Annotated in this window: 8 protein-coding genes; 2 read left to right on the top strand and 6 right to left on the bottom strand. The window is 71.0% G+C overall.

Annotated features, from left to right (window positions below):
* Positions 1–3,589, top strand: a 3,589-nt coding sequence (mfd, locus tag VQ02_RS02805; protein WP_048442641.1) for a transcription-repair coupling factor, incomplete at its 5' end; no start/stop codon positions are given.
* 127 nt (positions 3,590–3,716) lie between these two features.
* On the opposite strand, the gene VQ02_RS02800 is transcribed toward mfd, so the two are convergent.
* The 4 genes from VQ02_RS02800 to VQ02_RS02785 form a co-directional block, all read right to left on the bottom strand.
* The gene (locus tag VQ02_RS02800) at positions 3,717–4,781 is read right to left on the bottom strand and encodes a fatty acid desaturase (protein ID WP_425339877.1); all 1,065 of its coding nucleotides are present in this window, start codon (positions 4,779–4,781) and stop codon (positions 3,717–3,719) included.
* A gap of 497 nt (positions 4,782–5,278) precedes the next feature.
* Entirely contained in the window at positions 5,279–7,225 is a 1,947-nt protein-coding gene (locus VQ02_RS02795; RefSeq protein WP_048442626.1) for an alpha/beta hydrolase domain-containing protein, read from the bottom strand.
* A gap of 209 nt (positions 7,226–7,434) precedes the next feature.
* Complete coding sequence (locus VQ02_RS02790; protein ID WP_048442625.1) at positions 7,435–9,582, bottom strand: TonB-dependent receptor; 2,148 nt, start codon at positions 9,580–9,582, stop codon at positions 7,435–7,437.
* 321 nt (positions 9,583–9,903) lie between these two features.
* Positions 9,904–10,665 (bottom strand): DUF502 domain-containing protein, encoded by a 762-nt coding sequence (locus VQ02_RS02785; RefSeq protein WP_048442624.1) that lies wholly within the window; start codon positions 10,663–10,665, stop codon positions 9,904–9,906.
* Positions 10,666–10,752: 87 nt separating this feature from the next.
* On the opposite strand from VQ02_RS02785, the gene VQ02_RS02780 reads away from it, so the two are divergent.
* Positions 10,753–11,628, top strand: coding sequence for a DUF6925 family protein (locus VQ02_RS02780; protein ID WP_048442623.1), 876 nt, complete (start codon positions 10,753–10,755; stop codon positions 11,626–11,628).
* Between the two features lie 291 nt (positions 11,629–11,919).
* On the opposite strand, the gene VQ02_RS02775 is transcribed toward VQ02_RS02780, so the two are convergent.
* Positions 11,920–12,054, bottom strand: a complete 135-nt coding sequence (locus VQ02_RS02775; RefSeq protein WP_048442622.1) for a hypothetical protein — start codon at positions 12,052–12,054, stop codon at positions 11,920–11,922.
* Positions 12,055–12,153: 99 nt separating this feature from the next.
* The gene (locus VQ02_RS02770) at positions 12,154–12,399 is read right to left on the bottom strand and encodes a hypothetical protein (RefSeq protein WP_048442621.1); all 246 of its coding nucleotides are present in this window, start codon (positions 12,397–12,399) and stop codon (positions 12,154–12,156) included.
* Positions 12,400–12,482 lie beyond the last annotated feature (83 nt).

Below are 12,482 nucleotides of genomic sequence, written 5' to 3'. Positions count from 1 at the left end.
GCCTTCAGCGCCTCCACCGCCCGCGCCTCAGAAGAAGCCCCCGGCCGCCCGCTTCGCCCTGCCGAAATCCGCGGCCCTGACCCGGGCGGTGGAGGCGCTGAAGGCCGGCGACAGCGCGACGCTGGCGCGTGTGCCGGACGGGTTCGACGCCCTGGTGGTGGCCGACCTCGCCCGGGCCTTGTCGCAGGTCTCGGAGGGGCCGGCGGTGCTGGTCCACGTCGCGCGGGACGGCACCCGCTCGGCCGCCTTCGCGAGCGCGCTGGCCTTCGTGGCGCCGGAGATCGAGGTGATGAGCGTCCCGGCCTGGGACTGCCAGCCCTACGACCGGGTCTCGCCGAATCCCGCCATCGCGGCCCAGCGCATGACCGCCCTGTCGCGGCTCGCCCGCACCCGCTCCTCGGCCGAGAAGCCGCGCATCCTCGTGACCACGGTCAACGCCCTGGTGCAGCGGGTGCCGCCCAAATCCCGCATCGCCGTCGAGACTTTTTCCGCCGCCCCCGGCAACGCCCTCGACACCGACCAGATCGTCGCCTGGCTCGAGGCCAACGGCTTCCTGCGCACCGGCACCGTGCGCGACACCGGCGAGTACGCGGTGCGCGGCGGCATCATCGACCTGTCGCCGCCGGGGCTGCCGAACCCGGTCCGCCTCGACTTCTTCGGCGACACCCTCGAGTCGATCCGCGCCTTCGATCCCGAGACCCAGCGCACCATCGGGCAATTGCGCTCCCTCGACCTCGTGCCGATGAGCGAGGTGCAGCTCACCACCGAGACGATCCGGCGCTTCCGCCAGGGCTACGTCACCACCTTCGGCGCCGCGACCCGCGACGACCGGCTCTACGAGACGATCAGCGAGGGCCGGCGCTATGCCGGGCTCGAGCACTGGATGCCGCTGTTTTACGACCACCTCGACACGCTGTTCGACTACGTCGCCGGCGTGCCGCTGATCCTCGACCACCAGGCCGACGACGCGGTGGCCGAGCGCCTCGGCCAGGTGCAGGACTATTACGACGCCCGCTGCGAGGCGCTGAAGGACCGCCAGAGCGGCACCGCGCCCTACAAGCCGTTGAAGCCCGACGCGCTCTACCTCTCGCCGAACGAGTGGGCGAAGCGCATCGACGGGGCGACGGTCGCCCGTCTCGCCCCCTTCGACGTGCCGGAGGCCCCGGGGCGCCGGATCATCGACTGCGAGGGCGAGCCCGGCCGCAGCTTCGCCCCCGAGCGCGCCCAGGAGGGCGTCAACGTCTTCGATTCGGCGGTGACCCACATCCGCGACCTGCAAGGAGCGGGGCACCACGTCGTCCTGGCGGCGTGGTCGGAAGGGTCGCGCGACCGGCTCTGCGGCGTGCTGACCGAACACGGCCTGCCGAAGCCGAAGAGCATCACGCGGCTCTCCGACATCCTGGCGATGAAGCGCGGCCAGGACATCGGCGTCGCGGTCTGGGGCCTGGAGGCCGGGTTCTCCGCCGGCCAGCTCGCGGTGGTGGCCGAGGGCGACATCCTCGGCGACCGCCTGGTGCGGCCCAAGCGCAAAGCGAAGCGCCCCCAGGACGTGATCCTGGAGGTGCAGGCGCTCGCGCCCGGCGACCTCGTGGTCCACGCCGACCACGGCATCGGCCGCTTCGTCGGCCTCAAGACCGTGACGGCGGCGGGCGCGCCGCACGACTGCCTGGAGATCCAGTACAGCGGCGGCCTGCTGCTGCTGCCGGTCGAGAACATCGAGCTCCTGACCCGCTACGGCTCGGAGGATTCCGACGTTCCCCTCGACAAGCTCGGCGGCGGCGCCTGGCAGGCGCGCAAGGCCAAGCTCAAGCGCCGGATCATGGAGATGGCCGGCGCCCTCATCAAGGTCGCGGCCGAGCGCTTCCTCAAGACCGCGCCCAAGATGGCCCCTCCCGAGGGCTCCTACGGCGAGTTCGCCGCCCGCTTCCCCTACGAGGAGACCGAGGACCAGGAGGCGGCGATCGCCGCGACGCTCGGCGACCTCACCTCCGGCCGGCCGATGGACCGGCTGGTCTGCGGCGACGTCGGCTTCGGCAAGACCGAGGTGGCCCTGCGCGCCGCCTTCGTCACCGCGCTCTCCGGCAAGCAGGTGGCGGTGGTGGTGCCGACCACGCTGCTCGCCCGCCAGCACGCCCGCACCTTCGAGGCCCGGTTCAAGGGCCTGCCGGTGACGGTGGCGCAGGCCTCCCGCTTCGTCGGCAACGCCGACCTGAAGAAGGTGCGCGAGGGCCTGGCCGACGGCAGCGTCGACATCGTGGTCGGCACCCACGCGCTGCTCGCCAAGGGCATCACCTTCAAGGATCTCGGCCTCATCATCATCGACGAGGAGCAGCATTTCGGCGTCGCCCACAAGGAGCGGCTGAAGGCGCTGAAGGCGGAGGTCCACGTGCTGACCCTGTCGGCGACGCCGATCCCGCGCACGCTCCAGCTCGCCATGACGGGGGTGCGCGAGCTTTCGATCATCGCGACGCCGCCGGTCGACCGCCTCGCCGTGCGCACCTTCGTGATGCCGTTCGACCCGCTGTCGATCCGCGAGGCGCTCTTGCGCGAGCGCTACCGCGGCGGCCAGGCGTTCTACGTCGTGCCGCGCATCGAGCACCTGGAGGAGGTCAAGCGCTTCCTCGACCGCGAGGTGCCCGAGGCCAAGGTCGCGGTGGCCCACGGCCAGATGGCGGCCGGCCAGCTTGAGGACGTGATGACGGCGTTCTACGAGGGCAAGTACGACATCCTGCTCGCCACCACGATCGTCGAGTCCGGCCTCGACATCCCGACCGCCAACACCCTGATCGTCCACCGCGCCGACATGTTCGGCCTCGCCCAGCTCTACCAGCTGCGCGGCCGCGTCGGCCGCTCCAAGGCCCGGGCCTACGCGCTGTTCACCACGCCCGAGGGCAAGACGCTGACGGTGCAGGCCGAGCGGCGCCTCTCCGTGCTGCAATCCCTCGATACCCTGGGCGCCGGCTTCCAGCTCGCCAGCCACGACCTCGACATCCGGGGCGCCGGCAACCTTCTGGGCGACGAGCAGTCCGGCCACATCAAGGAGGTTGGCTACGAGCTCTACCAGCAGATGCTCGAGGATGCGGTGGCCGCACTCAAGTCCGGCAACACCGTGCCGACCGACGAGCAATGGTCGCCCACCATCGCGCTCGGCGCCCCGGTCACGATGCCGGAGGAGTACGTCGCCGACCTGTCGGTGCGCCTCGGCCTCTACCGCCGCCTCGCGACGCTGGAGAACGACCAGGAGCTCGAGAGCTTCGGCGCCGAGCTGATCGACCGCTTCGGCCCGATGCCGCCGGAGGTCGAGCAGCTCCTGAAGATCGTGACGATCAAGATCCTGTGCCGCGAGACCAACGTCGAGAAGGTCGAGGCCGGCCCGAAGGGCATCGTCATGCACTTCCGCGATCGCGCCTTCGCCAACCCGGCCAAGCTCGCCGGCTACATCGCCGACCAGCGCTCCTTCGCCAAGGTGCGCCCCGACATGAGCGTGGTCTTCATCCGCGACCTCGCCACGGTGGCCGAGCGGCTGAAGGAGACGACGGCGATCCTGCGCGACCTGGTGAAGCTGATCACGAGGAAGAAGGCGGCGTGAGAGGTGCGGGGGCGGCCGGAAGGCCGTCCCCTTGTCCAGGCCCGGTCCTGGACCATGGGTGCATCGACCTGGAGGAGGTCCGGGCCTCGGCGGGAGTGCATCATCCGACGAGGCGAAAACCCCGGCCTCAGGCGGCCTGGAGAGTCCGCACGCGGGAGAACCCGATCAGCTTGCGGGCGTCCTCGTCCCAGAGGGCCAGCCCGAGGCAGCGCAGGCTGTCGCGCAGCGTCAGCCGCCCCACCTGGCTGAGCGTCGGGTGGCCGTCCAGGCATTCCTGGAGGCGATAGTTCGGGATGCGGCTGTTCACGTGATGGATGTGGTGCAGGCCGACATTGCCGGTGAACCATTGCAGGACGGATGGCAGGACGTAGTACGAGCTGCCGCCGAGCGCCGAGCGGTGGAAGTCCCACGCCTCGGCACCCTCCCAGACGGTCTCCTCGTACTGGTGCTGCACGTAGAACAGCCAGCCTCCGACCCAGGCTGCGACGCAGATGACCGGCAGGAACACCCAGAGCACCGGCCCGATCCCGCCCACCGCGAAGGCCAGTGCCGCCATCACCGCGACCAGGCAGAGGTCGAGGACCAGCACGTCCCGCCACGCCGTTCGCCACGGCAGGCCGACGCCGGAGGGAAACCGCTGCATGAGCAGGAAGTTGAGCGGGGAACCCAGCACGATCAGGATGAACGGGTTCCGGTAGAGGCGATAGCGAAGCTGGTGCCAGCGAGACAGGGCAAGGTACTCGCGCACGGTCAGCGTGTGAATGTCTCCCGTCCCGCGGCGGCTGAGGTCGCCCGTAGAGGCATGGTGGAGGGCGTGCGCCCGCTTCCAGCTGTCATAGGGGGTCACCGTCAGGGTGCTCAGGGCGCGGCCGAGCCAATCGTTGGCGGTGCGGGAGGGAAAGAACGAGCCGTGCCCGCAATCGTGCTGGATGATGAACAGCCTGACCAGGAGGCCGCCGGCCGGAACGGCAAGCGGAAGGACCGGAAGCCCGTAGCCGCTCGCGGTCGCCCAGAGCATGAGGGCGCAGAGTGCCAGGTAGGGCAGCAGGGTGTTGGCCAGCTGCCGAAGAGCGAGCCTTGGGACAGGATCCCGATAGGCCGCGCAGTGACGGGTCACTTCGCGCGCGATCACCGCGACGTCGATGCGAGATGCTTCACCCTCCGTCCGGCTTGCCGCGGCGGAGTTCGATATGTCGTGGGTCACGGTTGATTGGCAATCCTGTCTGGCGATCGATCGGTCGTGGTCGACCTCGATCCGGCACGAAACCCGCGTGTGATGCCGACGGTCGTTGAAAACGGCCTCTGGGTCCTCGCAGTTTTCGCCAAGCCCTTGGCTTGATGTCGAGAATTCGGGATGGGGCGATGGCCTCGCCGCTCTCGGGCAGGCCCGGGAGCGATGTGATGCGTCAGCATCCCAGGCGTTGGGTTGAAGTCCGGCGACGCCGGACGGATCGCCTCCGACGGCGCCGATCCCGGATGCAGACGATCCAGATCGAGGAAATGAGAGGCGCGTAGGCTGGCCGGGGCAGCCGGGCTGCCTCCCCGGCCGGTGGTGTCCCCATAGCACCATTCGCGCCGGCAGGAAGGGATGGCGGTGCGAAGGATGCCGCGGCACGATCGTCCGTGCTGGCTTGGCGGTGCTGGCTTGGCGGTGCTTGACGGGCTGACTGATCGTTGGCCGGAAGGCCCCTACGGCCCTTCTTCCTGGGCCATGGCCGCCATCCTGTCCGCATCCTCCCGCAGCAGCAGCCGCTCGGCCACCAGCGCGTCGGCGGCCTTCGCGACTGCCGCCGCGTAGGCCGCCTTGTCCGGGTAGCGCTCCTCGAGCGAGGGCCGCGGATCGCCGCTCGCGTCCCGCTCCGCCCGGGTGCGGGCGAGCGCCAGCTCGCTGCCGTCCCGGTCGCACAGCACGCCGGTCGGGTACGGGTCGGCGTAGAGGTTCCAGCCGGTATAGGTCGCTCGCGGCGCCGCCACGGCCGGGAGACGGATGCCCGCCACCTCGTGCCCGTCGGCATCGACCCGCGGCACGAGCGGCCGGTATTGCGGGCCGGTCTCGGGGCGGGGATCGAGGTAGGTCGCGAACCGCGCGACCGCGTTGCCGGCGGTCGGCACCGGGACGCCGGGGATGTAGGGAAAGCCGACCGCCGCCGGCTCGACCAGGGTGCCGTCGGCGAGGCGCGGCACGCGGCTCTCCGGCGGCGCGCGGCCGGTGACGACCCACTCCTCCAGCGCCACGAGGAGCGCCCGGAGCGCCGGGCCGGAGCTGAGCGTGCTGCGCGGGTTCGTGCAGGCGCCGCGCGCGTTGGTCAGGTGGGCGCGGCCGTTGTGGAAGCCGCTCGCGATCAGGTAGGCGCGGGCATTGTCCGGCAGGGCGACGTCGGCGCCGCCGACCGGATCGGTGGTGAGCAGCGAGGCGCCCTTCTGCCAGTACTCGGTGCCGGTGTTGATCTCGATCAGCAGCGGGTCGGAGGTGTCGCCGCGCATGAGCGCGCCGCGCTGCCCGGTGACCGGGTCCCGCATCGCGGCGGCCGAGAACGGGAAGGCGTTCTCCGGGTAGAGGTGGTCCTCGTGCTGGGTGTTGGTGCGCGAGGGCTGGGCGAAGCGGGCGTTGAGGAAGATCCCGCCCGCCCCGGCGATGTGGGCCAGCACCCCGTCGAACACCCGCCGGCCGGACTCGTCGCGGTTGAAGCCCTGGTGGAGGAAGTCGCGCAGGTAGCGCCCGCTCTGCGAGATGCCGAGGGCGACCGTGTGCCGGATCGTGCCGCCCTCCGTCCCGGTGCGCAAGGACGTGACCACGTCCCGCACGGCGGCGAAGCCGATGCCCTGCACCTTCGGCCCGGTGGTCCGGTAGGTGAACTGGTAGATCGTGCCCGGGCCGGGCTTGGTGCCCTTCGGCAGAAGCTCGATCTGGCGCGGGCTGGCGAGGCGCCAGGCCTCCGGCGGCACCGGCCGGGGCGCGTCCGTCTCGCGGCGGCGCACGGTGAGCTGCGCGTCCGCCTCGGCGCCCTGCGCCGCCTCGAAGGCGAGGTAGAACGGCGCCTCGGTCGGGCCGCGGGTGGCGCTCACCAGTTCGTCGCGCACCCACTCGGTGATCGGCTTGCCGTTGCGGGTCGCCACCGGCACGTCGATCGCCATGCCGCCCTGCTGGCGCAGGGCGTTCGCCTCCCAGCCGGCCCAGGCCAGGGTGTCGCCGCGGCTTAAGAAAAGGCCGGTGCCGGCATCCGCCGCGCTGCGGGGATCGTTGATCGCGCTCGAGCCGGCCGGAGGCCTGGCGTCCATGATCCAGTTGAACAGGAACTTGCGGCCGCGGTTCGGCACCTCGAACAGCAGCGTGCCGCTGCCCTTGCCCGGGTCCTTCGGGCGCAGCAGAAAGAGGTCGGTCTTGTACTCGACCATGCCGCGGGCATTGCGGGGGGCGAGCGCGAGGTCGGCGATGCCCGTATTGGCGGGGTCGGCCGGGTCTAGCTCGCCCCGGGCGGTGGCGACGACGCGCTCGTAGGCGCCCACGTCGCCCCAGGCGGTCCCCTCGGCGAAGGGCTCGACCGACGAGACCTCGATCGCCGTGACGCGCGCCTCGGCCGGCACGGCGAGAAGCGCGCAGCCGATGGCACCGGCCAGAACCCGGACGGCCCGCATGTCGTTCCTCCCTGTCCGGCCTGTTCCACCGGCCGGTGACGACAGGGAACATGGGGGCGGCCATGCTGTCGAGGGGGCCCGGCCCTCCGCGGGGGCGGATTTCCCTTTGAGCCTGATGCTGCGCGTCGGCCGTCCTCCGCGACGTCCCCGGGATGCCGAGGGAGTGTGCCAGTCCCGCCCGTGACGACGGTCGGGCGCACCCCCGGCCTTCAGAACCGCGCGATCACCTGCACCCGCACCGTGCGCGAGGCGCCAGGCGTGATGTTGTTGTTGGCGTCCGCCGTCGAGATGTAGCGGCGGTCGAACAGGTTCTCGATGTTCACCTGCGCCCGCACCAGCTCCGACACCTGGTAGAACAGGCCGAGGTCGAAGCGGGTGACGCTCGGCAGGCGCACCGTGTTGTCGGACGAGGCGAAGGTGTGGGTCTGGTTGATGACGCCAACGCCGACGGCGAAGTCCGGGGTCAGGTTGAACTTGTTCCACAGGGTGATGGCGTTGAACGGCACCAGCGCGACGGTGTTGCCGGCCCGGATCGCGGTCGAGCCGGAGCTGAAGCCGTTGACCACCCGCGCGTCGGTGAAGGCGTAGCCGCCGGCGACCTGCCACCAGTCGGTGATGAAGCCGTTGGCGCCGATCTCGGCGCCCTTGGTGTTGGTCTGGCCCGTGGCGAGGAAGAAGCCCGGACGGTTCGGATCGGCGAAGCGCTGGTTGTACCGGTCGAGGTCGTAGAGCGCGCCCGTGAGCTGGAGCACCGGCGAGACGTCCCACTTCACGCCGACCTCGCGGTTCTCGAACCGCTCCGGCACCGCGATCGCGAGGCCCGGGGTCAGGGAGGAGAACTGGTCGCCGGACGAGGGCAGGTAGGAGACGCTGTAGCTGCCGTAGAAGGCCAGGCTCTCCCACGGCTTCACCACGAAGCCGGCCCGCGGCGAGACCAGGTCGTCGATGCGGGCGTTGGTGACGCGGGTGCCCCGGTCGGTGGCGGCGAAATCGAAGTGGTCGTAGCGCAGGCCGCCGATCAGCTGCAGGTGCGGCCCGATCTCGACCTGGTCCTGGACGTAGGCCGCGGCGAGGCCGAGGTCGTAGCGGCTGTTGTTGCCGCCGTTGTAGCGGAAGGTCACCGGCACCCGCGACGTCGGCGAGAGCGGGTTCACCACCAGCGACGTCGTGCCGGTGGTCGCGAAGAAGCCGTCCTGCCGGAAGGCGAGGCCGGTCTGGTAGCCGAGCTCGAAGCCGCCGAGCAGCGTGTGGGCGAGCGGGCCGGTGGCGAACTTGTAGGTGAAGTCGTTCTGGCTGAAGTAGTTCGTGCGCGGCGTGGCGTTGTTGTAGGCGCTCAAGCTCATGCTGGTGCCGGCGGCGTTGACCGCGCTGCCGGGGAAGACGTTCTGGTAGAACTTGTCGTAGTCGGCGAAGCGGAGCTGGCTGTGCATCTGCACGCCGGACTCGAAGCGGTGGTCGAGGGTCGCGGTGGCGATGTGAGCATCGACCCGGGCGTAGCTGAGGTCCGGGTTGCCGAAATAGGTCGCGGTGTTCTGGCGGTAGCGGTAGGGCCGCCCGAACTGCGAGGGGATGCCGCGGTCGGTGACCCGGTCATCGTGGAAGTACTCGTAGGAGAGCTTCAGCGTGGTGTCGGGCCCGAGCAGCAGGGTGCCGGTCGGGTTGACGCCGTAGCGGCGGATGTGGCCGAAGTCGCGGTAGGTGTCGGTGTCCTCGACGACGCCGTTGAGGCGGAAGAAGGCACTGTCCGAGATGCGGTCGCCGACGTCGAGGGCGAGGCGCTTGTTCCAGAACTGGCCGCCCTGGGCGACGACCTCGCGGATCGGCACCCCGTCCGCCTCCTTGAGCACCCGGTTGATGACCCCGCCGCCGCCGCCCCGGCCGAAGATCATCGCGTTCGGGCCCTTGAGCACCTCGATCCGCTCGATGTTGTAGAGGTCGCGAAAATACTGCACGTCGTCGCGGATGCCGTTGACGTAGAAGTCGGCGTTCGAGCGCTGACCGCGGATCACCACGTCGTCGCGGTTGCCCTCGCCCTGGTGCGGGATCACCCCCGGCACGTAGCGGATCGCCTCGGTCAGGCTCTGGAAGCCCTGGTCGCGGATCTGGGCCTGCGTCACCACGCTCACCGATTGCGGCGTGTCGATCAAGGGCGTGTCGGTGCGCGTCGCCGTGGCGGTGCGCCGGGTCAGGTAGCCGACGGTGCCGTCGCGGCCGGTCCCCGCCACGTCGATCGTGGCGAGCGCGAGCTCCTCGGCCGCCGGCGCCGGCAGGCCCTGCGCGAGGGCTCCGGTGGCGGGCACCAGCATCGTGGTGGCGAGCAACATCGTGGCGCGAACGCGCGCGGCCGGCTTCGTCATGGGAGCGTCGTTCCGGGAGGATTGGAATATAGTCTCGCGACGGGCGTCCTGTACTCGCGAGACCTTGACTGCCTTTACAGCCGCCGGACGGCTCCGCAACGGTGTGCGGGGCGGAAACAAACAAGACTTGTTTTTATCTGTTATAAGATGAAGTCGCGGCAGGTCGACGAAGCGGTTGATGGCACTCGACTCTCGCCGGCACCTTGAAATCGCTCAAGGAAGCGTGGCCCCTGCAATCCGGGCTCGATGTTGCTGAAATGCATCATGGCCGCGGCGCCGGCATGTCCGCCGGATTGCCGCGCGAGGGCTGGACGTGGGGGTTCAGGCGTCCTGCCGGTCCCGCGCCGGCATCTCCATCGGCCCGACCTGCGCCACCCGCAGGCCCGCCGCCATCGCCTGCAGGCGGGTCTGCGGATCCTCGGGCTGGATCACGCCGGCCGACATGACGAGCTTGGCGGCGTCGTCGACGCTGATCGGCACCTCGATCACCTCGGTCCGTGGCAGGTAGAAGAAGAAGCCGGTGGTCGGGTTGGGGGCGCAGGGCAGGAAGACGCCGACATGGTCGTGCCCCGCCCCGAGGGCGTTCTGCACGTCCGGCCCGGCCGGGGCCGACAGGAACACGATCGACCAGGTGCCCTTCACCGGGAACTCGACCAGGCCGACGGTGCGGAACGAGGTGCCGCTGGTGGAGAACAGCGTCTCGAACACCTGCCGCAGCCCGCGGTACAGCCCCGAGATCACCGGCGTGCGGGCGAGCAGCACCTCGCCGAACTCCACCACCGAGCGGCCGACGAGGTTAGCCGTGAGCGCCCCCAGCGTCGTCAGGGCCACGAAGGCGATGACCAGGCCGAGGCCCGGGACGCTGAAGGGCAGGTAGTGGTCCGGCAGGTAGGCGGAGGGCACCAGCGGCTTGACCCAGCCGTCGATCAGGCTGATGCACCACCAGGTGATGTAGATCGTGATCGCCAGGGGCCCGGCCACGATCACGCCGGTGAAGAAGTAGTTGCGCAGGCGGCCGCGGACGCTGACCCGCTTGCGGGTCGGCAGCTCCGGATCGGGGATCAACGGCGACGGTTCCGACACGATTTCCGATTCTCGACCCGGGCAGGCGCCCCCTGCCCCTGAAGAGGTAGCGGTTTGCTGCGCTGCGCTCAAGGAGGAGAAGGACCTTTGTCCGTCTCGCCGCATCCGGATCCCGCCGGGCTGCGGGCGGTCCTCGGGCGTGCCCTGGCCGATCCGGCCGCGTCCTGGAGCCTCGGCGGCTACGGGGCGGGCGCCAGCTTCCGGCGCGACCCGGACGAGCCGGCGGAGCCGCCCTGCGGCGGGCGCCCGGGCCTCGTCACCCCCCGCGGCGCCCTGGTGCTGGGCGAGGCGGACGAACTGGTGCCCTTCGCCTACGAGACGGCGCTCGGCGGCGGCGCCTGGAGCCAGGCCCTCGCCCTGTGCCGGCCGGTTGCCGCCCTGCCGCCCTGCCCCGCCCCGGCGGTGAGCGAGCTCGGCCCCGACCGGGAGGCGGCGCGGGCGGAGGACCGGGACGGCACGCTGTTCTGCCTCGGCCTGCCCCTGCGCCAAGCCCGGATCCTCGCCCGGGTGCGGGGCGGGGCCGTCGCGCTGCTGCGCGCCGCCTGCGGCCGCCCGGCCGACGCTGCCCTCTGGGCCTCGCTTCCGGGGCTCGGCGCCACGCTGGTGGCGGCCTGCGGCCGCGACCGCATCGAGGTCGTGCTGCCCGACGCCCATCCGGGCCCCCGCGCGCACTGGTTCGACAAGCTCCTGCGCCTTGGCCGCCTGCACGCCGCCACCGCTCCGGTCCCGGCGGGCCTCGCTCCGGTGATCCACCTGCACCCGCCCCACCCGCTGACGGCGGAGGGCCGCTACGATGCCGGCCGCCACGCCGCCTTCCAGGCCGTGCTGGCGCGCTGGGGCGACCCCGCCCTCGTCGCCCTCAAGCGCCGCATCCTCGCCAGCGAGGCCGTCGCGGTTCCCGACACGCGGCCGGCACGGGCGGCCGCCCGCGTCGCGCACGCGCAGCGGCGCTGCCTCGCTTAGCCGTGAGGTCTCGCTTGGCCGTGAGGCCAAGAAAAAAGGCCGCTCTCGCGAGCGGCCCGAAGTCTAGGGAGGAAACGCCCAAAGAGGGCAGCAGGGCCGCGACGCCATCGCGACCCTGCACTGCGAAAGATAGGCGCCCGGGCGCTCTTCGCAAGTGCGAAAGCGCACGCGCGACGGATTTTTCTCGGAGCGGGTGCGAAGGCCCGAACGCGAACGCCCCCGCCCGGAAGACCGGTGGGGGCGTTCGGCAGCTCTTCCGCGCCGCGGCGTCGGCCACGCGGAACCGTTGCGTCAGCGACGCAGGATCTTGGTGACGAGGCGACCGACGAGGTTGCCCGAGTCGGTGTGCGTGACGCGGTCGTCGGGACGGGTGCGGGGGTCGTCGTTCCCCAGGATCTTGGTGACGATCTTGCCGATGAGGCTCATCGCATCCTCCGAGTGGTGTGGGCCGCGCGGCGTGGGTCATGTGCCGCGGTTGCGGGGTCTCGGGAGTCAACGGCGGACAGGCTGAGCCGTTCCTGCGGCTCAGCGGTGCGCGTGGTGGACGGGCTCCTCCTCGACCGAGGCGACGCCCGGAACCGCGCGCAGCTGCCCGGCCTTCGGGAGCGCGACTTCCCCCACGATCACGCCGCTCAGCGCGAAAGTGTCGGCGACGGTCATCCCGGCCCGCTCCAGGGTATGGACCACCTGGCCGAGCTTCTCGCGATACGCGTCCTCGACCGTGACCATCACGTTCATCGTCCGTCCACCCGGCGCATCCTTGGAGGACATGGCACATCTCCTATAGCGCGGGACGGGGCTGCCCTCCCGCGGGCCCGACCACGGCATACCATATCAACGCCGGCCCACGCGAA

The organism is Methylobacterium variabile, assembly GCF_001043975.1.
Classification (GTDB): Bacteria; Pseudomonadota; Alphaproteobacteria; order Rhizobiales; family Beijerinckiaceae; genus Methylobacterium; species Methylobacterium variabile.
Note: the sequence above shows the minus strand (reverse complement) of the source record. Positions and strands in the feature narration are given on the sequence as shown.

Coding starts and splice junctions, on each gene's coding strand:
- VQ02_RS02795 (WP_048442626.1), bottom strand. CDS start 7,225: ATGCGGGCCGTCCGGGTTCTGGCCGGTGCCATCGGCTGCGCGCTTCTC.
- VQ02_RS02790 (WP_048442625.1), bottom strand. CDS start 9,582: ATGACGAAGCCGGCCGCGCGCGTTCGCGCCACGATGTTGCTCGCCACC.
- VQ02_RS02775 (WP_048442622.1), bottom strand. CDS start 12,054: ATGAGCCTCATCGGCAAGATCGTCACCAAGATCCTGGGGAACGACGAC.
- VQ02_RS02770 (WP_048442621.1), bottom strand. CDS start 12,399: ATGTCCTCCAAGGATGCGCCGGGTGGACGGACGATGAACGTGATGGTC.